This is a genomic window from Flavobacterium aestivum (genome assembly GCF_026870175.2).
GTDB classification, from domain to species: domain Bacteria; phylum Bacteroidota; class Bacteroidia; order Flavobacteriales; family Flavobacteriaceae; genus Flavobacterium; species Flavobacterium aestivum.
Map to the genome: position 1 here is coordinate 3,335,955 of NZ_CP113977.2, position 24,507 is coordinate 3,360,461.

At 32.5% G+C, this 24,507-nt stretch carries 20 protein-coding genes; 5 read left to right on the plus strand and 15 right to left on the minus strand.

What is annotated here, in order from left to right; genetic code table 11:
• From OZP08_RS14370 to OZP08_RS14380, 3 genes are read right to left on the minus strand one after another with little or no spacing between them, the layout of a single operon-like run.
• On the minus strand, positions 1-903 hold the full coding sequence (locus OZP08_RS14370) for an AAA family ATPase (protein ID WP_268846780.1): 903 nt from the start codon (positions 901-903) through the stop codon (positions 1-3).
• Between the two features lie 15 nt (positions 904-918).
• Positions 919-2,952, minus strand: a complete 2,034-nt coding sequence (locus tag OZP08_RS14375; protein ID WP_281322175.1) for a hypothetical protein — start codon at positions 2,950-2,952, stop codon at positions 919-921.
• A 21-nt stretch (positions 2,953-2,973) separates the two neighbouring features.
• Positions 2,974-3,174 (minus strand): hypothetical protein, encoded by a 201-nt coding sequence (locus OZP08_RS14380; protein ID WP_268846783.1) that lies wholly within the window; start codon positions 3,172-3,174, stop codon positions 2,974-2,976.
• A 115-nt stretch (positions 3,175-3,289) separates the two neighbouring features.
• Here OZP08_RS14380 and OZP08_RS14385 point away from each other — a divergent pair, with 115 nt between their 5' ends.
• Positions 3,290-3,643, plus strand: a complete 354-nt coding sequence (locus OZP08_RS14385; RefSeq protein WP_268846784.1) for a helix-turn-helix domain-containing protein — start codon at positions 3,290-3,292, stop codon at positions 3,641-3,643.
• A 664-nt stretch (positions 3,644-4,307) separates the two neighbouring features.
• Here the strand turns inward: OZP08_RS14385 and rpsA are convergent.
• The 8 genes from rpsA to OZP08_RS14425 all read right to left on the minus strand — a co-directional run bounded on the left by rpsA (position 4,308) and on the right by OZP08_RS14425 (position 15,063).
• Positions 4,308-6,086: a 30S ribosomal protein S1 gene (rpsA, locus tag OZP08_RS14390; RefSeq protein ID WP_268846785.1), complete on the minus strand. Its 1,779-nt coding sequence runs from the start codon at positions 6,084-6,086 to the stop codon at positions 4,308-4,310.
• 382 nt (positions 6,087-6,468) lie between these two features.
• Entirely contained in the window at positions 6,469-7,845 is a 1,377-nt protein-coding gene (locus tag OZP08_RS14395; protein WP_281322176.1) for a nucleoside permease, read from the minus strand.
• A gap of 68 nt (positions 7,846-7,913) precedes the next feature.
• Entirely contained in the window at positions 7,914-8,606 is a 693-nt protein-coding gene (gene cmk / locus OZP08_RS14400; protein ID WP_268846787.1) for a (d)CMP kinase, read from the minus strand.
• Between the two features lie 61 nt (positions 8,607-8,667).
• Positions 8,668-9,744 carry a serine hydrolase domain-containing protein gene (locus OZP08_RS14405; protein ID WP_281322177.1) on the minus strand — a complete coding sequence of 359 codons (1,077 nt, stop codon included), beginning with the start codon at positions 9,742-9,744 and terminating at the stop codon, positions 8,668-8,670.
• Positions 9,745-9,780: 36 nt separating this feature from the next.
• The gene (locus OZP08_RS14410; protein WP_268846788.1) at positions 9,781-10,368 is read right to left on the minus strand and encodes a murein L,D-transpeptidase catalytic domain-containing protein; all 588 of its coding nucleotides are present in this window, start codon (positions 10,366-10,368) and stop codon (positions 9,781-9,783) included.
• 77 nt (positions 10,369-10,445) lie between these two features.
• A complete protein-coding gene (gene porQ / locus OZP08_RS14415) occupies positions 10,446-11,468 on the minus strand; it encodes a type IX secretion system protein PorQ (protein ID WP_268846789.1) in 1,023 nt (340 codons plus the stop codon).
• A gap of 178 nt (positions 11,469-11,646) precedes the next feature.
• Positions 11,647-14,100, minus strand: coding sequence for an endopeptidase La (gene lon / locus OZP08_RS14420; RefSeq protein ID WP_268846790.1), 2,454 nt, complete (start codon positions 14,098-14,100; stop codon positions 11,647-11,649).
• A 270-nt stretch (positions 14,101-14,370) separates the two neighbouring features.
• Entirely contained in the window at positions 14,371-15,063 is a 693-nt protein-coding gene (locus OZP08_RS14425; RefSeq protein WP_268846791.1) for a hypothetical protein, read from the minus strand.
• A gap of 320 nt (positions 15,064-15,383) precedes the next feature.
• On the opposite strand from OZP08_RS14425, the gene OZP08_RS14430 reads away from it, so the two are divergent.
• Genes OZP08_RS14430 through OZP08_RS14445 form a run of 4 tightly spaced genes read left to right on the plus strand, consistent with a single transcriptional unit; the run spans position 15,384 to position 18,316 of the window.
• Positions 15,384-15,938, plus strand: a complete 555-nt coding sequence (locus OZP08_RS14430) for an RNA polymerase sigma factor (protein WP_268846792.1) — start codon at positions 15,384-15,386, stop codon at positions 15,936-15,938.
• A gap of 2 nt (positions 15,939-15,940) precedes the next feature.
• The gene (locus OZP08_RS14435) at positions 15,941-16,477 is read left to right on the plus strand and encodes an anti-sigma factor (protein WP_268846793.1); all 537 of its coding nucleotides are present in this window, start codon (positions 15,941-15,943) and stop codon (positions 16,475-16,477) included.
• Entirely contained in the window at positions 16,461-17,531 is a 1,071-nt protein-coding gene (locus OZP08_RS14440; RefSeq protein ID WP_281322178.1) for a DUF4097 family beta strand repeat-containing protein, read from the plus strand. The genes OZP08_RS14435 and OZP08_RS14440 overlap by 17 nt, the downstream gene beginning before the upstream one ends.
• 56 nt (positions 17,532-17,587) lie before the next feature.
• On the plus strand, positions 17,588-18,316 hold the full coding sequence (locus OZP08_RS14445) for a head GIN domain-containing protein (RefSeq protein ID WP_268846795.1): 729 nt from the start codon (positions 17,588-17,590) through the stop codon (positions 18,314-18,316).
• A 57-nt stretch (positions 18,317-18,373) separates the two neighbouring features.
• On the opposite strand, the gene OZP08_RS14450 is transcribed toward OZP08_RS14445, so the two are convergent.
• The 4 genes from OZP08_RS14450 to OZP08_RS14465 all read right to left on the minus strand — a co-directional run bounded on the left by OZP08_RS14450 (position 18,374) and on the right by OZP08_RS14465 (position 24,256).
• Entirely contained in the window at positions 18,374-19,732 is a 1,359-nt protein-coding gene (locus OZP08_RS14450; protein ID WP_281322179.1) for an MFS transporter, read from the minus strand.
• Positions 19,733-19,922: 190 nt separating this feature from the next.
• Positions 19,923-20,738, minus strand: coding sequence for a M48 family metallopeptidase (locus tag OZP08_RS14455; RefSeq protein WP_268846797.1), 816 nt, complete (start codon positions 20,736-20,738; stop codon positions 19,923-19,925).
• 197 nt (positions 20,739-20,935) lie between these two features.
• On the minus strand, positions 20,936-22,870 hold the full coding sequence (locus OZP08_RS14460; RefSeq protein WP_281322180.1) for an alpha-1,4-glucan--maltose-1-phosphate maltosyltransferase: 1,935 nt from the start codon (positions 22,868-22,870) through the stop codon (positions 20,936-20,938).
• A gap of 105 nt (positions 22,871-22,975) precedes the next feature.
• Positions 22,976-24,256, minus strand: a complete 1,281-nt coding sequence (locus OZP08_RS14465; protein ID WP_281322181.1) for a glucose-1-phosphate adenylyltransferase — start codon at positions 24,254-24,256, stop codon at positions 22,976-22,978.
• Positions 24,257-24,507: the final 251 nt, after the last annotated feature.

A 24,507-nucleotide genomic window follows, 5' to 3' on the forward strand; every position in this document is an offset into this window, starting at 1 on the left:
TTACTGCTGACTTATAATCAATAAACTTTCGGCTCTTCTTAAACCTCCGATTCTTTCAGTATCATCGCTTGTTAAGCATCTTTTTGTAATTGCAGGGATTAACGATTTATCTTCTACGTTCACATTTAATACATCGTTTATAAGCTGTTTAAAGAACTGAAGTTTTTGTTGTCTGTCCGTTGGTACTACATTTGAATATTTTCCACTAAAACGGCTGAAAATTTCTTCATATCCAACTTTTTTACTTGTGATACCTCTTCTTACTTTGGTTCTTAAACCATCTGCGCCTATTAAATACCACGCACAACAATTTTCGGTAGCGTTCCAAAGCTCTTTAAGTTCCAAAAAAGCTTCATAAACTAAATCACCGGCTTCGTCAATAATTACGATTGGTGGGTGTGGTAGTGATTTTAAGTAATACTTTACATTGGCAATAACATCGGCGTATTTTCCTGTGCTGTCCAAGCCAATTGTTTTAGCAATTAACCTAATGAATAGCTGCTTTGTTTTTGCTTGGGAAGCATCTACATAAAAACAGTTTTTTAAAGTTCTTGACAAGTGTTTAGCGGCTGTAGTTTTGCCTATTTCGCATTCATCAACAAAGATTTTACTTTTTGAATTTGCCTGACAGAAAAGAATATCTTCTTCAATTATTTTGTAAACTTCTGTGCGGGCAATATTCCAAGTTCTTTCGTGCATGTTAATGTTTAACTCTCTACCGATTGTTAGCCATTGTGTGTCTTTTAAAAGACTGTCACGCTTTCCGCTTTTTAATTGGCTCCATACGGACCCGTTTATATTCCATTGTTTCGCAAACTGTGCATCAGTGCTGTCATAATTTTGGCGTAAGTTCAGTAATTCGCTAACTACTTTGTCTTTAAATTCAGGGGTAATTTGTATCATAACTTTATTTTTTGATTAAAATCTGTCGATTAATGCTTTTCTCTGGGTGATTACAGGAATGTTGTCCGATTCGTCTTCAATTGTTCCTACAGATTCCGCAGGTTCGTTGTTCATTCTGAAGACCGATGTATTTAAACCAGGTATTTGAAACTTGTTATTTAAAGTGAATTGTCTGTTATCAATAACTGTTACTTTGTCGATTGCTCTAAGTTGATGACGTTGGAAAGCTTCGATTGTGGCAACGTAGGCGCTCATTATTTCGCGGGCGTTTATATCGTCTTCCGTTTGTTCGATTTTAGCACGGTTGTAAGTTGGTTTTGGACGTGCTTCGCAAATATATTTACCGTTTCGGTATATAAGAGCTTTGAAGACTTTCCCTTGGTTATCGTCTAACCAATAGATGTCAATGTTTTTCCCTTCAACTTCGTTCATCAATCTGATCAGATTATCGCCTAAAAAGATTTTTCCGTTATCGCCTAAAAGGTATTGCCCGTATTGTAGGTCAATTATTCCTGCATTACACGAAGTTTCAGTTCTATAACCTAAGTGCAGCATGAAAGCCCTGTAATTGGTTGCTTTCACGTTTTGGTTTTGATTCTCTAAAAAGTATTCCCATCGAGTTTTTGTTTTGTCTTTGCTGTGTGGCATATTGTTCCAGGTCACAATATCATTTAAACAGCCGTTAACAATTTGCTCATATGGCAATATGATTTTTTCCTGACTGCTTTTTTGATTACTTTCACTTATTGCGAATGGACGGGCTAGCCAACCTTCACGTTTTTTCTCCAGTTGATATCGCAATGGTCTGTAATATGCTTCTATTCGCTTACCCCTTGCGTTATTAGCTTCGATTCTGACATTTTGGAACATTGACCCTTCACGCAAAAAAGAATCCTTAAAAGAGCTGTTTAAAGAGCTTTCGCATTCTAACCCATCAGGAAGGTTTAAACCCCAATCGTGGTAATTCCTAACTAACTGGCGGTAAAACTCTAAAATAATACCGTCTTTGCTTTTTCCATAAACCCAGCATGTAAAGGCTTCGCTGGCTAAATCAATCGCATTGTAAAACCACATTCTTTTTCCTTTTAGATATTCAAAAGGTGGTTGACGGTCATCAATTGAAAGTAAGGAACCGGCAAATTTTGGTTGTTCCAATGAATGTGCAGGTTTAAATTTCTGCATAAGCTTTTGACGGTCACCGCTTCGCTTCGCATGGGTTCCAATGCTGTTTTTCCATTGCGATAAATAATTAATTACAGTTCCTTTACTTAGTTTTTTAAAGTCTTTCGGGTTGTAAACCTCACCGGTTTTATTATTAATTACTTCAACGTAACCCGCCAAAAATCCTTCGTATTGTTCTGCCACTTCGGTTGCAGTTGGTTTGTGGCTTTGAGTCGCAAACAAATCATTTAAAAACTTCACCATTTCATCAGTTACGATACGACGATTTTGTTTGGAAGCACCTCTAACGTCTTTAACAAGGCTTATGTATCCAATCTCGTTGAATTTTTTAAGAGTTTCATTAAATCTGCGTGGGTGAGCAGGAAGGTTGTGTGTAGCTTTGTACTTCTTTGTTAAAACTTCGTTAAAGCTTTGAGCATCATAGCAAAGAGTTTGGTTAATATCCGTTTTGCGACCACCCATTTTTGTGCGTTCTAACTCTCGAGCTGCTTTCAGTTGCAAAACTGCTTTTACAACACTTGCATTAACGATATACTTTTCTTGTACATCGAGGTGCAAATAACTTCCATCCAGTCTTTCAAAGTTTGAGTAAAAATCTACGGCTCCGCCGTCAACTTTGTAATAAAGTTCTAAAGGATGGTCGCATTTTGTTGGGTCGCCAAGAGTATTTTGTGTTTCTTTTGGAAGACTCTCAAAAAATATTAACATCTTTCTACAATTACCTCCTGACTGGGCTTTTTTAATACCGTAGGGTTTATCTTTATAACGCGCTATATCCTTTTGTAAAGCGGCTAATGATGGGTAGAAATCCGGTACTAATTCTTCCCATTCTACAACTACCATGTTATTAATCCAAATTTGTGGCATTTTGTTCTTTGATAAGTGTTGTTACTTTTCTTGATTTGGTTCGTCTGAAATAACTACGTCTTCAGCTTCTTTTAAAAGTTTAGCTTTTGCACCTGCCCTAATCTTCTTACCAAGCTCGCTATTATTGAAATAGCATAAAGCTGCGTAAACTGTTTGACGGGTTGTTTTAAACTCTTCAGCTAATTCCTTCGCCATGTCCGGGTGAATTCTGATTTTCTTCATATCTTTACACCTGTAAATATTATTTGTAATTGTGTACGGCAAATTTATGGAAAAATATTCCTTATTTACAAATAAAAAAGGAACAATGTTCCTTTATAGGTAATAATATGTAAATATGTATTTAAGAATCAAGCAATTAAGAGAGTCGAAAAATATGTCTTCGAAGGAATTTTCTACCTCGATCGGGGTAGATAGTAGCCAATATAGTAAGATAGAGCAAGGCAAATTAATGCCTACAATCGCGCACTTAATGGAGATATGTACTATTTATGGTACTTCAATGGATTATTTATGCTTTGGAAAAATTCAGGAAACCGTCAATTCCACTAATAACGATCTAATAAATATTCAAAAAGAGTTAATTGCTATGCAAAAAGAAAAAATTGCATCACTAGAAGCTCAAAATATAGAGCTTAAAGCTCAATTAGAAGGTGACAACAAATCCACTGACAGGAGAGCGGCAGGTTAAAGTTCCCGCACACTGGGTTGTGCTTAAAAATGATTAGGAATTAAGTATTTGTGCACGTTTTTAGTTTTTATAGCCACTTTATACAGATGTATATCATTGATTTATAATAAATACGATAATTGTACGCACGTGTGTATATTGTTCATAAAGGGGGTTGAAAATATTACAAAAAGTTCTTTTGTATATCCTTTTAGCTTTTAAAGGGGGTAGTATATTGTTGCTTTTGTATTGCTTTTGTCCATGCAACTGTCCACCCAACTGGTTATGCAAAGGAAAAATATTCCTTTTTTATCGAATATAAGTTTTAAAAATTTCAGTTTAAAACGGTTGATTTTAAACTAGATTTAAATATGGTTTAAAAAGAGATTAAATCGTCTTAAATGGCTGTTTTTAGCTATTTTAAGGGGTTGTTTCTGCTAAATGTTTCGGTATAGTTTTACTTAGGGTTTAATTCTTGAGTTTTTATTACGGTATTATTACGGTATTTTACGTTTTATGCACATTCCATTACATAACAAAAAAAGCCCTCGTTTTTAACTGAGAGCCTTGTTTTACAGGGTTTTTAAGGGTTTTTTAAGGGGGATTTTATACTACTGTATTTTGTACATTCTTATTTAGTGCCCATACTAATTGCGGCGCTTTCTATATTCAAAAAATCTAGAAATTATTTTTTCTCAGATTTTTCCATTTTAGCTTTTAATGCAGCTAATACATCATTGTTATCTCCTAAAGTTGCAGCTGGTGCATTTGTAGTAGATGCAGATGAAGTATTTTCAGTTGCAGCTTTCACGTTTTTCTCTTCTTCTTCGCGGAAGATAGCAGTGTGAGAAGCAACTACTCTTTTGAATTCTTTGTTGAATTCAATTACTTTGAAATCTGCAGTATCACCTTTTTTCAATTTTTTACCGTCTTCTTTTTCAAGGTGACGAGTTGGAATGAAAGCAACGATATCTTCTCCAAATTCTACAGTAGCTCCTTTGTCAACGATTTCAGAAATTTCACCTGTGTGGATAGTTCCAACTGCGAAAGAATCTTCATACTGATCCCAAGGATTAGCAGTAGTTTGTTTGTGACCTAAAGATAATTTACGTCCTTCAACATCTAATTCTAATACAACTACGTCTAATTTTTCACCAACATTTACAAATTCAGATGGGTGTTTGATTTTCTTAGTCCAAGAAAGATCAGAGATGTAAATTAATCCATCGATACCTTCTTCTAATTCTACGAAAATTCCAAAGTTTGTAAAGTTTCTAACGATACCTGTATGTTTAGAACCTACTGGGTATTTAGCAGTGATATCAGTCCAAGGATCTTGAGTCAATTGCTTGATACCTAATGACATTTTACGGTCATCTCTATCTAAAGTTAAGATAACAGCTTCAACAACATCTCCAACTTTTACGAAATCTTGAGCAGAACGTAAATGAGTAGACCAAGACATTTCAGAAACGTGGATTAAACCTTCTACACCTTCAGCAACTTCGATGAAAGCACCGTAATCAGCGATTACAACTACTTTACCACTTACTTTATCACCAATTTTCAAATCAGCATTTAAAGCATCCCATGGGTGAGCGTTTAATTGTTTCAATCCTAATTGAATTCTTGTTTTCTCATCATCGAAATCAAGGATTACAACGTTTAATTTTTGGTCTAATTCAAGAACTTCACTTGGGTGGTTGATTCTACTCCAAGAAAGGTCAGTAATGTGAATTAATCCATCAACACCACCTAAGTCAATGAACACACCATAAGAAGTAATGTTTTTAACAACACCTTCTAATACTTGTCCTTTTTGTAATTGACCGATGATTTCTTTTTTCTGTACTTCAATATCCGCTTCAATAAGCGCTTTGTGAGAAACAACAACATTTTTGAATTCGTGATTAATTTTTACCACTTTGAATTCCATCATTTTGTTTACATATACATCGTAGTCTCTAATTGGCTTAACATCAATTTGAGATCCTGGTAAGAAAGCTTCAATTCCGAAAACGTCAACAATCATACCTCCTTTAGTTCTGCATTTTACAAAACCATTAACGATTTCTCCTGTTTCGTTAGCAGAAATAACTCTATCCCATGATTTGATAGTACGTGCTTTTCTGTGTGATAATACTAATTGACCTGTTTTGTCCTCACGGATGTCGATTAATACTTCAACTTTATCACCTACTTTTAAGTTTGGGTTGTAACGGAATTCGTTTAATGAAATAACACCTTCCGATTTTGCGTTGATATCAACGATAACGTCTCTATCTGTAATTCTAACAACTACACCTTCTACTACTTCTTCTTGATCTGTAGCGATGAAAGTTTTTGATACTAGTTCTTCGAATTCCAATAAGTTTTTCTCATCTACTGCATCGATACCTTCTTCGAAGTTATGCCAGTTAAAATTTGCTAAAAACTCTTCTTGTGATTTTAATTGTTCAGACATGCTGATTAAAAATTTGTATTCTGTGTTCTCTCGAGTTTCTCAAAGTGATAGAAAAAACAGAAGCTGTTTTACATAAATAGTTGATACCTAAAGGAAACTCTTATTCACCAAAAGGTGTGCAAAAGTAATTCTTTTATTTAAGATAACAAAATATTTATACTAAGATGTTGATTAGTAATTAAAAAAGAGGCTCAGAAGCGAAAAAACAAGCATTCTTGGAGGTATTCTTCCCGCTGTCATTCCAATCTTTTAGCCTCGTCCCAAAAGACGGTACTAAAAGGATTTTCCCTTCCATCGGGGCTAATTGGTTTTTATAGTGATTTATCAACAATAAAAAACCCGACAGTTTTCATGAACCTGTCGGGTTTAATTCTTCTATTACTTAATGTTTTAACACTTCAACTTCTTTAGGATTGTGTTCGTGTTTAAACAAAATTGCAAACGCTACGGCAATAATCAATGCATAAGTTGCGAAAGCCAACCAAATGGTATGCCAATCTTTCATCAAGATTACTTTATCAAATAACCCATCGGCACCAATTGTATTTCCTTGATTTTTTATAAACTCCAACATTTTTGAATTAGTCGTTCCTGTTTGTAAAAAATTTGCTAAGTCTGCAGTACTATGAAATGATTTTGTAAAAAAACGATCAATAGCCCATCCTGATGTAAAACTTCCCAGAATAGCTCCTATCCCATTGGTCATCATCATAAACAATCCTTGTGCTGAAGATCTATTTTTAGGATCTGTATGTGTTTCAACAAATAATGATCCCGATATATTAAAGAAATCAAAAGCCATTCCGTACACAATACAAGACAAAATAATCATCCATAATCCCTGAACAGGATCTCCAAACGAGAAAAGTCCAAAACGCAATACCCAAGCCAACATACTAATCAGCATAACTTGCTTGATACCAAATCTTTTCAAGAAAAACGGTATAGCAAGTATAAATAAGGTTTCAGAAATTTGAGAAATAGACATAATAATAGTAGAATATTTCACAACGAATGAATCTGTATATTTTGGGAAATGTTTGAATTCATCTAGAAAAACATCTCCATACGCATTAGTAAGCTGCAAAGCTCCTCCCAAAAACATAGAAAATATAAAGAAAAGAGCCATTTTGTAATCTGCAAATAACTTAAAAGACTCTAATCCTAGAGTTTCCATCAAGGAAGCATTCTCTTTAATTAATCTTTGTGGCTTACATGCAGGCAAAGTAAAAGAATAAATTCCCAACAATGCGGCAGCAACTCCAGCAATATAGAATTGATACTCCGTAGCTTTATTCCCTGACAAATTGGTAATCCACATAGCAACAATAAAACCAATTGTTCCAAAAACACGAATTGGTGGAAAATCCTTAACTACATCTTTATTGCTATTCTTTAAGGCATTATAAGATATCGAATTACTCAAAGCAATCGTTGGCATATAAAAACACATTGCCAAAAGCATTACATATATAAAGTTTGTTGGATTATCAACCATAGGAATGTAAAACAAAACTCCTCCATACAAAATATGAAGAGTTCCATATAATTTCTCAGCATTTATCCATCTATCAGCAATGATTCCTGTAAGAGTAGGCATAAAAAGGGAAGCTATTCCCATTGTACTAAAAACCAAACCAAATTGAGTTCCTTCCCATGCTTTGGTTCCAAACCAATAATTTGCAATTGTAATCAACCAAGCTCCCCAAACAAAAAACTGCAGAAAACTCATTAATGTTAACCTATTCTTAATTCCCATGAATTGTATTTTTATAAAAAAGTATATCAGCCTGTAAAACTAATATTAAAATTGAAATTAGCAACTATTTATTCAGCTTCTATAACATCATTTATTAATTCTAAAACAACATCAAATTGTTCTTTACGATCTAGGAAAGAATTATCAACTTCTATAGCATCATCTGCCATTACCAAAGGAGAATCAACTCTATGAGTATCAACATAATCGCGATCTACTACATTTTTCAAAACTTCTTCATAAGTAACAGAATCTCCTTTGGCCTGCAATTCGTCAAAACGTCTTTGTGCGCGGGTGTCTGCTCCTGCGGTCATAAATATTTTGAGTTCGGCATTCGGAAAAACAACCGTTCCTATATCTCTACCATCCATAATAATCCCTTTTTCTTTACCCATTTCCTGCTGTTGTTCTACTAATTTAGAACGCACTTCCGAAATAGCAGCTACTGCGCTTACAAAACTGGAAACTTCCAAGGTTCTGATTTCTGTTTCAACATTGACATCATTCAAATACATTTCCGCAAACCCCAGCTCAGGATTGAATTTAAAATGTAGCTTTATAGAAGGCAAGCTATTAACCAATTTTTCTTTATCTAAAAAATCAACTCCAATATAATTGTTTTGCATAGCAAATAACGCCACTGCTCGATACATAGCACCAGTATCTACATATACATATCCTAATTGTTTAGCGAGTTGTTTGGCTAAAGTGCTTTTTCCTGTGGATGAAAACCCATCTATTGCTACAATTATTTTTTTCATTCTTTATTTTAATATATAAGATTTAAAATCATTTTTTTCTATTCTTCCCAAAAAAGCATTCTTATTTGGAGTACTTTTTATTTAGCTTCTCAAATAACAAAGCCAGACCTTCACGCGCTTTATCTGATTGAACATTCGCAAAAAACACAAATGCTTTATCGGTATCTTTACAAATATACACTTGAGTTAGAAAAGACCCCGGAGTACCTTCATGCCACGAATATTTTAAATGGGTAGTTTCATCAGTTTCAGAATTCCAACCAAAAGAAAATTCAGGCAATCCATAATGCATAAAATTAAAATCTTCTGCTGATGCAACTTTAGATTTCCCTAATAAACCTTGAAGTTGCAACTGAACAAATTTAGTATAATCAGCCAAACTAACATTAATATTCCCCGCAGATGACAACCAATTCAATTTATAGTTATCAGAAGGATTTTCAGGTTCTAATTTTTCATTATGTCCCCATGTCTGTTTTATATCTTTGAAATTAGGTTGTCCAAAATCAAATTTTATTTTTAGTTTTTTTCCAAGTTCATTTACCAAAACAGCATACTGTTTCCCACTAGCTTTTTCAAGCATTAAACTAGCAATCACATAGCTTGGATTCGACCAATAAACTGAATATTTTTCTTTTGGAGGGTTTTGTTGCAAAATCCATGAGACAAATTCATAACGCTGCTGTTGTTCATCTCCATGTATTTCATTTTGACTTGGTTTTTCATTTGTATATGACCAACCTATAATTTTTGCTCGAAAGGTTAAAAGATCCTGTAATGTAACATTATAATAAGCTGGATTACTTTTCTTTTTTAACTCAGGATACAAATCAAAAAATTTAGTATTCCAATTGATTTTACCTTCTTTTACCAGCAATAAAGCGATATAACTAGTAACAGTCTTGGTATTTGAACCTATTCTGAATCTATCTGTTAATGCTGCCTTCGAATCTGAACCCTCTTTTTTATAGCCAAGAGCTTTCATTTCGATAATTTTATCCGAAGAGAGAACTGCATAATTCAGTTCAGGAATGCTGTATTTTTTTCTTATACTGTCGGCAAATTTTTCAATAGATTGTGCTTTAGAAAAATTAAAAATCAAACTAAAAAGTAAAGATAAAAGAATTGTTTTTTTCATAGGTTAAAATCACTGCACCGTATTTACTACATCCATTTAATAGTAAATACTTAAAATAATGTTTGTTTTAGAGTTGTCTATTATTTTTTCTATTCTTTCAAAGTATTTTTCATTAACCATCGGACAGCCATAACTATTGCATATATTTCTATCTTGCTCTTCATAAGGAACAGCCCAAAATTCATGCAGAACTATACTTCTACCAAAGGCATTGCTATTTGTTTTATCCAATCCATACAGTCTATATGATTTCCCATATTGCCCATAATAATGATTGCCTATGGAATATTTCCCCAATGATGTACAGCGAGAATTATTTATATTGCTGAATTTTAGCTTTCCCGGAATTCCGGTTTCTGATCCTGAACCGTGAGCAACTAATCCTTCATCAATAATTTTATCATTCTTCAAATCATAAACAAAAAAACGATTTTTACCCGATTGAATTTCCATATCAATAAAAAAAGCAATTTCTTTATTGTATTTCGAATTACTATTAATAAGTCCTTTTACTTCTTCTATTTGATTATTCAGTTTTATATCGGTTGAACCACCTCTATAATTCTTATTAAAACTAGAAAAAACAAACCCTATAAAAATTAAGCCAAAAAATATTTTTCTCATCACCATCTTCATTTTTAAATTATACTTTTTTTATGCATTTCTGTTAGCGTCAATCAACTCCTCTACCGTTTTTTAAATCATTCCAGAAAGTTAATTGTCAGTCCAAACAGACTTGTATTCCCTGCTAAAGTATATTTAGAATAGGAATAATTGAATTTTAATTTATTTAATTTAAGACCAAACCCCAATGAAAGCCCTGAAAAATTGCGCTGATCTTGAATTTGCAATTCTGTTCCTCTTCTAAAATTATAACCCAGTCTAAGATTAAAAGCTCTTTTAGGAAAAAGCTCGATACCAAAAATCATATGCCGCAAGGCGTTGTTAAAAACGGAAACTTTTTCTTCAGTTACACTCCCGTCTATTGACGTTTCTGAATTAACTGGATTCGAAAAAGCCAAATTCCATTGTTGTAAATTCTCTAATGTAAAATGCCAGCGAATAGACACATTTTCTAATTCTTGAGATACTCCTGCTATTATTTCTAAAGGCAAGTTTTCTCTCGTACCATCATAAGACGTAAATTGCGTTCCTATGTTCATTATAGTCAAACCCCAATTTATATCATTTTTTTCATCTATATATAAAAAACCTAAATCTATTGCACCTCCAAATGAATTGTAACTCTCTAAAGTAGATTCGATAAATTTAGCATTGGCTCCAACATGTATATCAGTATAAGGAATATTGTAAGCATAACCAAAAGAAAGAGCTATTTCGCTACCTTTAAATTCAGATGTAGGCAACCCATTTTCATCATATCCATCAAACTTTCCATAATTTATATAATTTACTCCCGCCTGAAATGTCTGCAAATGTTGATCATATGTATAAGCATATGAAGCCGTACCGTAAGTAACCTCTTTATAGTAATTCCCGTAATTTAATGCCAAATGATTGTTCATTTCTTCATTTATAGTTGCCGGATTAAATAAGGCTTCATTGACATCTTCATCATAAATAGTAACCGTCTTCCCTCCCAAGGCAGCTTGCCTGGGTGATGTAACCAAATTTAAGAACCCATAAGTATGCTTCCCTCCTATTTGACCGTATGACACGGTAAAAACAAAAAACAAATAAAATAACAAAAGTTTTTGGGACATGCTTAAAACGCTATTTCTAATATATAAAACGCAGTTGCGAAGATAAAATTATAAAACAATAAATTACTTAATTAAATTATAAAACAATAAATTCCAAACTCCAATTAATACAATTGGGGCTTGGAATTTTATAAATCATCCAAAATAATCCATTTCGGGATTGAAATTTTAGTTTTTGTTATTTCAAATCTTTGGCATTTTTGACTTTGTCTTTAGTTATCGCTAACTCTAAAACTTCGCCCATTTCTTTTACATAATGAAATGTAAGACCTTCTAAATATTCAGGTTTGATTTCATCAACATCACTTTTATTTTCATGACATAAAATGATTTCTTTAATATTAGCTCTTTTTGCTGCCAATATTTTTTCTTTTATCCCTCCTACTGGCAATACTTTTCCGCGTAAAGTAATCTCACCTGTCATGGCCAAGTTTTTCTTCACTCGTTTTTGAGTAAATAATGATACTAAAGAAGTCAACATTGCAATTCCTGCACTAGGTCCATCTTTTGGAGTAGCTCCTTCCGGAACGTGTAGATGAATGTTGTATTTAGAAACCATTTCAGGATTCAATCCCAAGATTTCAGCATTCGCTTTAATGTATTCTAAAGCAATTGTTGCTGACTCTTTCATTACTGTTCCTAAATTCCCTGTAATAGTCATTATTCCTTTACCTGGAGAAATCAGTGATTCTATAAAAAGAATGTCACCACCAACACTTGTCCAAGCTAATCCTGTAACTACACCGGCAACATCATTACTTTCGTATTTATCTCTTTCTAATCGAGGTACACCAAGTACTTTTACAATATCTTCATCAGTTACTTTATTGTTATAAGGTTCATCCATGGCAACTGATTTTGCAGCATTTCTAATGATTTGTGCAATCTTGTTTTCTAATCCACGAACGCCAGATTCACGAGTATATCCTTCTACAATTTTTTCCAATTGTTTTTTTCCAATTGTCAAATCTTTAGCTTTCAGACCGTGTGCCTCAAGTTGTTTTGCGAACAAATGTTTACGGGCAATTTCTACTTTCTCTTCAATAGTATACCCTGACATTTTTATAACCTCCATACGATCTATTAATGCTGGCTGAATAGCTGACATATTATTAGACGTTGCAATAAACATTACTTTAGATAAGTCATATCCCATTTCCAGAAAATTATCATAAAAAGAATTGTTTTGCTCTGGATCTAAAACCTCTAATAAAGCCGATGAAGGATCTCCGTTATGACTAGATGACAATTTATCAATTTCGTCTAAAACAAACACTGGATTAGATGTTCCCGCTTTCTTTAAACTTTGAATAATTCTACCTGGCATTGCTCCTATATAGGTTTTTCTATGTCCACGAATCTCTGCTTCATCACGCAATCCTCCTAATGAAATACGAACATATTCCCTTCCCAATGCTTTTGCAACAGACTTACCAATTGAAGTTTTACCAACACCCGGAGGTCCTGTTAAACAAATAATTGGTGACTTCATGTCATTTCTTAATTTAAGCACAGCAAGATGTTCGATCATTCTCTTTTTAACCTCTTCTAATCCAAAATGGTCTTTATCTAAAACTTTTTGAGCATGCTTCAAATCAAAATTATCTTTAGAAAATTCACCCCAAGGCAACTCTAAAAACAATTCTAAATAATTTCTTTGAATACCAAAATCCGGAGCTTGTGGATTCATGCGACGCATTTTTGACAATTCCTTATCAAAATGTTTTTTTGTCGTTTCATCCCATTTTTTGGTTTGGGCTTTCAGACTCATTTCGTCCATTTCTTCCTCCTGCGAAACGCCTCCCAATTCTTCTTGGATGGTTTTCATTTGCTGATGCAAGAAATACTCTCTTTGTTGCTGATCTAAATCAAAACGAACTTTAGATTGAATATCATTCTTTAATTCCAATTTTTGCAACTCTACATTCATAAAGCGCAAAGCTTCCAAAGCTCTATCTTTCAAGCTATTAATCGATAATAAATCTTGTTTTTCTTTAACAGACAAATTCATGTTAGAAGAAACAAAACTGATTAAAAATGAAGGGCTTTCAATGTTTTTTATAGCAAAAGTAGCCTCTGATGGAATATTAGGACTTTCAGTTATAATCTGAACTGCTAGTTCTTTTATCGAATCAAGAATTGCACTAAATTCAGAATCTTTTTTTGCAGGTCTTTTTTCAGGAACGTCTTTAATTTTAGCTGTAAGATATGGCTCCTCAGCAACTACTTCGGTTATTTCAAAACGTTTTTTTCCTTGCAGGATTACTGTAACATTACCATCTGGCATTTTTAAAACCCTCAAGATTCGGGCTACAGTTCCTACTTTATTAATATCGTCTTTTGTAGGATCTTCATCTTCTTCATTGATTTGTGAAACTACCCCAATTACTTTTCCTGCAGCATTGGCATCATTAATCAATTTTATCGATTTATCTCTTCCAGCCGAAATAGGAATAACCACTCCTGGGAATAAAACAGTATTTCGTAATGGCAATATAGGCAAAGAATCCGGCAATTCTTCATTATTCATTTCCTCCTCATCTTCAGGAGTCAATAACGGAATTAATTCGGCTTCAGAATCAAATTCTTGAAGTGACAGATTGTCAATAGTAAGGATTTTATGATTTGACATAGTATAGTTTAAGTCTTTTTGTCATTAATTTTTTAAATCGGAATGCAAATATAAGGCATCATAACAATATTTAGAGATAATATTGATGTATAAATACTGTATTATATTTAGGAGTAAAATAGGGCAATCATTGTGCCAAAATAATTAATTGCTTAGCAAATTTTACATTACTTCTTTATTTCAAAAAAACATACAATAAATTTAAAGCACAAAAAAACCCAAAACTTTTATTTTGGGTTTTTCGTTTTAAAATTTAAAATTAAAAAAATGCTATTTTATTACACTTGATTTAAGTTCACTAATAGATCCAGCATTATCTATTTTAATTAGACCCACATTTTTGGCAATCCAATAATTTGTTACAATTTCAGAAGTAGCTTGCCCACTAATAGAAGGATTTTGTACTAAACTAAATTTTATCACATCTTTATAAGTTATACCGTTTATAGTCAAAGTCAAATTTTTCTCTAAAATTTTCCCTGTGCAATTTACATTTGTAACAATGCTTGGAAAATTAGCAATATTATAACTTGTAGTAGTACTATAACTGCCAGTCCAAGTTTGGTTTGCCTCTAAATAATCTTTAAAAAGAATAAATTCATATCCTGTAATCTTACCCTTCATTCCGTTTACATCAATATTTATATCCCCAATTTTAATATAGTAATCACCTTTATTTTTCTTAATCCAAACTGATGCTTGTCCTGCAATAGAAGAACCAAATGCTGCCATTTGGTTAAATTTATAATATTTAGCTCCATTAATTTCATCAATTCCAATAATTTTCATAGAAGTCTCTTCACCATTTTGAGCATAAACCCAATTATTGTCTACAGTTGTTGGCCAATAATCTCCAGTTGAATTTTCTGCTACTGGTGCATCATCAGAAGAGTCATTACTACATGCAGTAAAAAAGAACGTTGCTAAAAGCGATAATAAAAACGAAGTTGTAAAATTTTTCATAATTTGTTTAAGAATTTAGCCGTCAAAAGTAATATTATTTGTACTACAAAAAAAAATATCACAAGTTATATTTTACAAATTGAAAAAATATCTTTTTTGTTTGCAAAACCCCATTGGTCAGCAGTTGTTTATGTGAATGATAGCAATGGTGCACTTTTGTCACAGTGCTTTGTAGTACCAAAAAAGCACGAAACGCATAGCAAGACTAGTTGGAATACGCCAAACTAAAATGCTGCATCAAAAAAACAATGAATTATTTTTATAAAACTGTAACAAACCAAAAAATAACATGTCTTTTATAATAAACCATTAACTACTGCTTGAGCTTAACCAACCAAAATATCGAAGAATTAATTACGCTTTGCAAAGAGAATAATCAGAAAGCACAATTTGAGATTTATAATCGCTATTGCAAGGCGATGTATAATGTGGCCTATCGAATTGTGAAAGACGAACATTTTGCCGAAGATGTCATGCAAGAAGGTTTCTTGAAAGCATTTACCAAAATAAATGATTTCAAGCAAGAAGTAGCTTTTGGAGCTTGGCTGAAACGGATAATTGTAAATTATAGCATAGATTTTTATAAAAAAAACAATCCATTTAAAACAGAAGATTTTGAAAAATCACTTTATAAACTAGAAGAATCAGAAAATGATTGGGGAGAAAAATTAGATTTTAATGATCTAAAAGTCAAACAGGTTTTAGACGCCATTCAGTCCTTGAAATACAATTACAGCATGGTTCTAACCTTATTCTATATTGAAGGTTATGACCAAGAAGAAATAAGTGAAATTCTTAAGATTAGTTATGCCAATTGCAGAACAACATTAAGCAGAGCTAAAGAAAATTTAAGAAAAAAACTAAATGAGATATGAAAATGAAAAATGAAAATGAAAAGTTAGATCAATTATTTGAAAATTTAGAAAACCAATGGGACATTCATGAAATGGATAGTCAACATAGTAATCGATTTTCAGAAAAATTGGCTCTTAAAAAACGAAAAAAGAATTTTGGTTACATCTATGCCATAGCTGCATCTGTAGTTGTCATGCTTGGAATTGCATTGCTTTATACCAATAATGACAAACCCAAAGAATTAAAATTTGCTTCTAAAGAGACCAAGCAAACCGACTCTATTTTTACCGTTTTGATTGAACATCAATTAGAACAAGTTAAAGCTAAAAAATCACCAGAAAACGAAAAAATCATAAATGATGCATTGCAGCAGATGAAATCGTTAGATAGTGATTATGAAAAAATCAAGCACGAATTGGAAGTTAATGGTGAAAGCAAACCAATTATTTATGCTATGATTAGCAATCTTCAAACCCGAATTTCATTTTTGCAAAATGTTTTAAAGCATATTGACGAAACAGAAAAACTTAAAAACTTAAACGATGAAAAAACAATTTAACATACTGCTATTACTACTGTTATTTATTCCTTTTTTAGGATTTTCGAATGAGGATTTTACCTATTCAAAACAAAAAACTATCAGCAAAGCTTATATCGTGAATAGCGATGCCGGAGTAAATATTGACAACTCTTATGGGAATATTTTTGTCACCACTTGGAATGAGGACAAAATTGAAATTGAAGTTCTTATCAAGGTTAGCGGTGATAACGAAAAGTGGGTCAACCAAAAATTAGCAGGAATCAATGTAGATTTTATTGGTCTAAAAAACATGGTTACCGCCAAAACTGTCTTTGATAACATCGGCTTGAAAGGTAATGGAAGAAATAACAATTTTGAGGTTAATTACACCGTAAAAATCCCAAAAAACGGAACTGCAAAACTCAATAATAAGTATGGGGATATACGAACTACAGATCTCTTTTCTACAACTGATATCAATTGCAAGTACGGAAGAATTAATTTAGGCAAATTAAACGGAAACAACAATGCGATTCAGATTAGTTATTGCCCAAGTTCTACTATTGAATCCTTAAAAAATGCCGCAATAACCTCTAAATATTCAAACTTAAAAATAAATGAAGTATCCAAGCTGGACTTGCTTTCAGAATATTCTGAAATTGAGATCAATGAGGGTAATGATGTAAAATACAACAGCAAATACGGAAGTGTCAAAATTAAGAAACTCAATTCATTAGATGGTATTGGAAATTATTTGACCATTGATGTTGGCTCTTTATCCAATCAATTGAAACTAAACACAAAATACAGTAACATCTCTGTTGATGCCATTCAAGCCAAAGCCAATAATGTAAACATCGTAGCTGGATATACCGGTGTAGATATTGGTTTCCAACCTAATTACAGCTTTGATTTTGATGTATCTGTAAAATTTGGCGACTTTAGATATGACAATGAATTGAGTGTAAATTCTAAAGAGGAAACCAATAATAGCAAAAGAGTTAGTGGTTTTTTTAAGAAAAAAGGTGAAAACAAAGTTTCAATCACATCAGATTACGGCAATGTAAAATTGTTTAAAAAAGAAGTACAATAGCGGTTTCAATCATCTATAAAAATCAAAAATCATGTTCAATCAATAATTTTTAATCTATGAAAAAATCAATTCTATTATTAGCATTAAGTATTCTATCCTTTACAATAAATACAAATGCACAACAGTCATCTGGCAATAAAATAAAAGGAAACGGAAAAATAATTACCGAGAAGCGAACTACTGCAGAATATGACGGAATCTATGTTTCTGGCTTTTTTGATGTGGTTTTGGTTTCCGGAACAGAAGGAGCAATATCTATCAAAGGAGAAGAAAATTTACTTCCTCATATCAAAGTTGAAGTAGAAGGGAATATATTGAAAATTTATTCAGAGAAAAATCTCCATTTTAGCACTAAGAAAAATATCGTATTGACTGTACCTTTTGAACAAATAAGTTCTGTATCCCTTTCCGGATCAGGAGATATTGTATCTAAAAACACTATTATCTGTCCTACATTCAAAGCTAAATTATCAGGTTCTGGTGATTTGACATTAGATGTTAAGACAACTGATTTTGAAACCAATTTGAGTGGCTCTGGAGATGTTGTCTTAACTGGTAGTTCTGATAATTTAGTTTCTAAAACCTCAGGTTCAGGAGATGTAGACGCTATTAATTTGATAACAAAAAAAGCGAATCTGACGATTTCGGGTTCTGGTGATATGAAAGCAAACTGTAGTGAGAGTTTATTTGCCAGAGTTTCTGGTTCTGGTGATATAACTTACAAAGGTAATCCAAAGACTAAAGACACAAAAGTTAGTGGCTCTGGTGATATTTCCAAAATATAATTTATGGTAAGCACAGTTATTACAATTACAACCAATAACTAAACCTAGCTACCTCAACTAATTACTTGACACATCATTAAGGGGCTTTACTTCAAAGCCTCTTTTTTTTGGAACCCTATTCAATAAAAAAATACCAATTGCAAAGAATACAGCCAAAAATACAATTGCCAATCTTGGACTTCCGGTGATTTGATCAATAGCACCATATACGCACATCCCAATTACAATTCCAATCTTTTCGGTAACATCATAAAAACTAAAAAAGGAAGCTGTATCTTCTGTTTCAGGCAACAGTTTAGAATAGGTTGAACGGGATAATGCCTGAATTCCTCCCATAACTAGCCCAACTAATGCGGCCATTATATAAAATTGATTTGGAGTTACAATAAAATAAGCCGCAGAACAGAGTATCATCCAAAAACAATTGATAACAATAAGAGTTGGAATATTCCCATATTTTTCTGAAGCTTTTGATGTCAAAATTGCACCTACAACTGCCACTATTTGAATTAATAAAATACAGATGATTAATCCCGTTTGACTTTGACTTTTTGACTCCCAAGCAATTTCTTGTGATCCAAAATATGTAGCAATAAGCATTACGGTTTGAACAGCCATGCTGTAAACAAAAAAGCTTGTCAAATATCTTTTTAATGGAATGTTCTCTTCTAATAATCTCCAAACCTTTTTTAATTCATTAAAACCATTAAACACAACAGCTTTGGTCACTTTTCGGTTTGTGTTTTTATTTCCTTTTGGCAAGAAATAATAGGTATATTGACTAAATAGAATCCACCAAATTCCAACCATGACAAAGGAATATTTCATTGCTTTCATAGCTGCTTCTCCTTTAGTGCTTCCTGTTATTCCAAAAGTATCGGGCATCAATACCATACCAAGATTTACTATTAGCAAAATCACACTCCCAATGTATCCAAGAGAATATCCTTTGGCACTTACAGCATCTTGTTGCTCTGTAAAAGCAATATCAGGCAAATAAGAATTATAGAACACCAAACTTCCCCAAAAACCTATTAAACCGAAAAAGTAAAAAAATAATCCAACATAGATGTTCTCTAAACTAAACCAATTCAAACCAATGCATGAAAGAGCTCCTGTATAACAGAAGAATTTCATAAAGGATTTTTTATTTCCTACATAATCAGCGATTCCAGATAATAATGGTGAAAAAATAGCAACCATCAAAAAGGCAGCGGCTGTAACAAAACTAATTAAAGCTGAATTTTTTAGGTTCATGCCAAAAACAAAAATGTAATGGTCTCTATCCGAAAATAAAGATTCATAGAAAATTGGAAATATTGCTGAGGATATCACTAATGGGTAAACTGAATTTGCCCAATCATAAAATGCCCAAGCGTTTAATAGCTTCTTACTTCCTTTTGCTAAATCTGCCATGATTTTTGTTTTTTATTTTGCGAATTTATCTATTTTTTAATTGCAATTGCAAAAAACACAACTAATTCACATATTAATTTTTCAATAATAAATTATTACTATTTTTTTAATCAATATGATTTATAAAAAAAGCTATTCTTAAATGAATAGCTTAAATAGTTCTAAAAATTCAATTAATTACACTTGGTAATTATTTATATACAGCATTCACTTTCGCTGCTGTTGCTCTAGCTTCAGGAATCAATGCCTGTAGATTTGCCATTCTAGTGGCATCAGATGGATGTGTACTAAGAAATTCCGGTGGTGATTGTCCCGCTGATTGGGCTGCCATTCTTTGCCAAAAAACAATAGCTTCATCCGGATTATAACCTGCTATTGTCATTAAAGTAAGTCCTATTTTATCAGCTTCACTTTCATGACTTCTGCTAAATGGAAGCATTACTCCTACTTGAGAGCCTATACCATAGTATTGTTGCCACATTTGTTGTGTTTCGGCACTTTGTTTACCAGTTGCTGCAGCTACTCCTATTGCACCCAATTCTTGCAATTGAGTGGCACTCATTCTTTGCGCTCCATGGTTTGCCAAAGCATGTGAAACTTCATGACCCAAAACTGTTGCCAGACCAGCTTCATTTTTAGTTACAGGCAAAATTCCTGAATAAACAACGATTTTTCCTCCCGGCATACACCATGCATTAATTTCCTTACCTTCAACTAATTTATACTCCCATTGATATCCATTCAAATATGCGGATTGTCCTAGATAGGCTAAATATTTTTCAGCAGCCCTTCTAATTTTTGATCCAACTACTTCTACACTTTGGGCATCTGCAGTTCCTGTGATTATTTTATTTTCCTTCAAAAAAGTTCCGTATTGTTGAAATGATGATGGAAATAATTCACTGTTTGAAACAAAATTAAGCTCTTTTTTTCCTGTGATAGGATTAGTTGCACAAGAATAAATTAAACCAATTACACCTACTCCTATTAATAAATACTTTTTCATGACTTTGAGATTAAATATCATTACAAAATTACATATTTAACGCGTTAGGTGTAAATAATTTTGCCACATAGAAATGTAGAATTTTTACTATCCAAAAAGAATTTGATAGATGTTTTACTTTTCACATTCATCTCTGACAACTTGAGTAAAATTGAACAAAGGCTTATCAAATAGCATTTAAAACATTTTATCTCCCGTTATCTCTGTATTTTAAATAAATGAAAAGGTAATTCATGTGAAAGTTCTACATAATTCCATTCTTTATCCCATAAATACGTATTTCCTGTAAGCAAATCAGAAACGTTTATAGCTTGGCTTCCTATTTCTTTTACAGGTAATTTTACCATCGCTTTACCAGTATGAAATGCATCTAAACTTACAACCATCAATGTCTCGTTTTGTTTATCATCATCAAACTTGTAATATGCTATCATTTGCTCATTATTAGTCTCACAAAAAATAATATTACTGGTTTGCTGCAAAGATGCTTGCTCTTTTCTTATCGCATTAATACGACTTATTATTGATGTTAGCTTGTTTTGTTTGTTCCAATCCCAATGGTAACACTGGTATTTTTCTGAATCTAAATATTCTTCTTTTCCATGTCCTAATGGTGTACAAGCCATATATTCGAAAACAGGTCCATAAATCCCAACACTAGAACTTAAAGTGGCTGCAAGGAAATATTTATGCAAATGCACTGATTCATTCCCACTTTGCAATGCATAAGGATTAATATCTGGCGTGTTAGGCCAAAAATTGGGTCTATAAAATTCTTTTAATTCCGTTTGAGTTAGCTCCTCAACATATTCTGTTAATTCCTTTTTAGAATTTCTCCATGTAAAATAAGTATACGATTGGCTAAAACCTTGTTTAGCCAATTCATTCATAATTTTTGGGCGTGTGAAAGCTTCTGACAAGAACAAAACGTCTGGATGTTTCTTCTTAATTTCTGAAATCAGCCAACCCCAAAAATAAAAAGGCTTTGTGTGTGTATTATCAACTCTATAGATTTTGATATTGCATTCTTCAATCCAAAATAAAGCAACATCCAGTAGTTCTTTCCAAAGATTTTTCCAGTCTCTGGTTTCAAAATATATGGGTAGGACATCTTGGTACTTTTTAGGAGGATTTTCGGCATATTGCACCGTTCCGTCTGGTCTCCATTTAAACCATTGGGGAAAATCTTTTATATAAGGATGGTCTGGGGCTACTTGAAGTACATAATCCATAGCGACTTCGATCCCTAAATCTTGCGCTTTTTGTACTAATTGTTTAAAATCATCTATAGAACCTAACTCGGGATGAGTCGATCTGTGTCCTCCATGATGAGAACCAATTCCCCAGGGAGAACCAACATCTCCAGATACTGATCTGGTGGCATTATTTTTACCTTTTCGATTTATTTCACCTATTGGATGAATTGGCGGAAAATATAATGTATCAAATCCCATTGCTGCAACTCGTGGCAATAGCTTTTCGCAATCTTTGAAAGTACCATGCTTTCCTTTTTCTGCTGAGGCAGAACGAGGAAAAAACTCATACCAAGTACTAAATAATGCTTTTTTTCGATCTACATAAACTCTTAATTCATTGGATTTGTTTGCTAATAATCGGACTGGATATTTTTTGAATATTCGGATTAATTCATGAGATTTTGCTTCTCTTATCGCATTTTCATATTCAGATTCTGTTGCAAAATAATGATTCAATTGATTCAGATATTCTTTCTCGGAAGCATTAACAAAATCTAGAATCGCCCGAACATACTCAGCTCCCTCTAACAACTCAGATTGCACATGCTGATTGTCATTAATTTTACGTTCTATACCATGTTGCCAGTTTAGTGCATAATCTACCCATCCTTCAATGCAATAGGTGTAAAAACCTTGTTTCTCGACTTTAAACTCTGCAATCCATTCGTCATTATGAGTGGGAGTCATTCTAACTTCTTTCCAATTATTAGAAGATTCATGTTTGAATTTCACACAACATTCCAAAACGTCATGCCCATCAGAAAATACGTCTGCAGTAACCACTACTTTCTGTCCCACAATTCTTTTAATTGCAAAACTACTACAATCTAATTGTGGCAAAACATTTTCGATTATTATCCGAGTTTGATTCTGCATTTTTATACTTTTTTAATACTTAAAAATAGTAAATATTATGCTTTCAAGAAACTTAAAAAAATAAATAATCCTTTTTTAATTTTATATTAATCTTTTAAAAACAAGCTATTTAATAGTAAAACCATCTGAAATAACAGCTCCTTTTCTAATAACGATAATTCCTCCTTTGATGCAATACAATTCATTTGTAGTATCAGCCAAATGTTTACCTCCTTTTATATAAACATCATTTCCTATTCTACAATTTTTATCTACAATAGCATTATATATAAAGCATCTTTCTCCTATACCAATCAATGGTTTATTATTTTTTATATCCTCGTTGATATCATCAATATGCTGATAAAAATCATTACCCATTACATAAGAATGTTGAATAACAGTGTCTTCTCCTATTAAGCTTCTGTTTCCAATAACAGATTTGGTAATTTCTTTAGAATGAATAATACATCCCTCAGATACCAATGATTGCTCTACCATTGTTTTATAAAACTTAGATGGTGATAACAAACGTGGTCTTGTGTAGATTCTATTCTCATTATCAAACAAATTGAATTGTGGTATATCGTCAGTCAAACCTATATTAGCCTCAAAAAATGAATCGATATTACCAATATCTGTCCAATAGCCTTCGTATTGATAGCTCAATATTTTTTTATTCCCAATGGCTTGTGGAATAACTTCTTTACCAAAATCTTTTGTGTTTGGATTTGACATCAATTCTATCAATATTTTTTTATTGAAAATATAAATTCCCATCGAAGCCAAATATTCTTTCCCCTGACTTTTCATTTCATTACTCACCTCAGATTTCCAATCTGGTAATAATTCTTTACTTGGTTTTTCTATAAAAGATTCAACATAACTTTTTAAATCCGTTTTTAAAATACCAAACTCTGAAGCATCTTTATCGTTTACGGGTAAAGTAGCGATCGAAATATCGGCTTCAGCATCGATATGAGCATCGATCATTTCATTAAAATCCATTTGATACAATTGATCTCCAGAAAGAATCAATGCATAATCAAACTCATGGTTTAAAAAGTGTGGCATACATTGTCTAACTGCATCTGCTGTTCCTTGAAACCAGGTTGGATTATCTGGTGTTTGTTCAGCAGCTAGGATATCAACGAATGAATGGCTAAAAATACTAAAGTTATAAGTGTTCTTAATATGAGCATTTAGGGATGCCGAATTAAATTGTGTCAGTACAAACATCCTGTATATATCGGAATTAATACAATTTGAAATCGGGATATCTACTAATCTGTACTTTCCTCCTATTGGTACAGCTGGCTTAGACCTACTGGCTGTTAGAGGAAATAATCTTGAGCCTTGACCACCACCTAAAATAATAGCTATTATATTTTTCTTTTTAGTTTTCATTCCGTCTAGTAATAATTAAATTATATAATTCGATATATTAAACCTCCCACTTTTGCAGCAGGATAACATTCTGCCCCAATGTGAAATATTTTCATTTATAATGATTTATACATTTTAACCAAAATAATTTTATTCCTTTATGCAAAATTTAAAACTTTAATTGAAGAACACTACAATACAAGATTAAATATGCTTTAATTTTACACTACATTTATGTTTTAAATTTAGTTAAAAAAAAGTAAGACTACCTC

Bases quoted from the DNA above. Each gene is read 5' to 3' on its own strand.
- OZP08_RS14370 (WP_268846780.1), bottom strand. From the start codon at position 903: ATGATACAAATTACCCCTGAATTTAAAGACAAAGTAGTTAGCGAATTA.
- OZP08_RS14375 (WP_281322175.1), bottom strand. From the start codon at position 2,952: ATGCCACAAATTTGGATTAATAACATGGTAGTTGTAGAATGGGAAGAA.
- OZP08_RS14380 (WP_268846783.1), bottom strand. From the start codon at position 3,174: ATGAAGAAAATCAGAATTCACCCGGACATGGCGAAGGAATTAGCTGAA.
- OZP08_RS14385 (WP_268846784.1), top strand. From the start codon at position 3,290: ATGTATTTAAGAATCAAGCAATTAAGAGAGTCGAAAAATATGTCTTCG.
- rpsA (WP_268846785.1), bottom strand. From the start codon at position 6,086: ATGTCTGAACAATTAAAATCACAAGAAGAGTTTTTAGCAAATTTTAAC.
- OZP08_RS14395 (WP_281322176.1), bottom strand. From the start codon at position 7,845: ATGGGAATTAAGAATAGGTTAACATTAATGAGTTTTCTGCAGTTTTTT.
- cmk (WP_268846787.1), bottom strand. From the start codon at position 8,606: ATGAAAAAAATAATTGTAGCAATAGATGGGTTTTCATCCACAGGAAAA.
- OZP08_RS14405 (WP_281322177.1), bottom strand. From the start codon at position 9,744: ATGAAAAAAACAATTCTTTTATCTTTACTTTTTAGTTTGATTTTTAAT.
- OZP08_RS14410 (WP_268846788.1), bottom strand. From the start codon at position 10,368: ATGAGAAAAATATTTTTTGGCTTAATTTTTATAGGGTTTGTTTTTTCT.
- porQ (WP_268846789.1), bottom strand. From the start codon at position 11,468: ATGTCCCAAAAACTTTTGTTATTTTATTTGTTTTTTGTTTTTACCGTG.
- lon (WP_268846790.1), bottom strand. From the start codon at position 14,100: ATGTCAAATCATAAAATCCTTACTATTGACAATCTGTCACTTCAAGAA.
- OZP08_RS14425 (WP_268846791.1), bottom strand. From the start codon at position 15,063: ATGAAAAATTTTACAACTTCGTTTTTATTATCGCTTTTAGCAACGTTC.
- OZP08_RS14435 (WP_268846793.1), top strand. From the start codon at position 15,941: ATGAAAAATGAAAATGAAAAGTTAGATCAATTATTTGAAAATTTAGAA.
- OZP08_RS14440 (WP_281322178.1), top strand. From the start codon at position 16,461: ATGAAAAAACAATTTAACATACTGCTATTACTACTGTTATTTATTCCT.
- OZP08_RS14445 (WP_268846795.1), top strand. From the start codon at position 17,588: ATGAAAAAATCAATTCTATTATTAGCATTAAGTATTCTATCCTTTACA.
- OZP08_RS14450 (WP_281322179.1), bottom strand. From the start codon at position 19,732: ATGGCAGATTTAGCAAAAGGAAGTAAGAAGCTATTAAACGCTTGGGCA.
- OZP08_RS14455 (WP_268846797.1), bottom strand. From the start codon at position 20,738: ATGAAAAAGTATTTATTAATAGGAGTAGGTGTAATTGGTTTAATTTAT.
- OZP08_RS14460 (WP_281322180.1), bottom strand. From the start codon at position 22,870: ATGCAGAATCAAACTCGGATAATAATCGAAAATGTTTTGCCACAATTA.
- OZP08_RS14465 (WP_281322181.1), bottom strand. From the start codon at position 24,256: ATGAAAACTAAAAAGAAAAATATAATAGCTATTATTTTAGGTGGTGGT.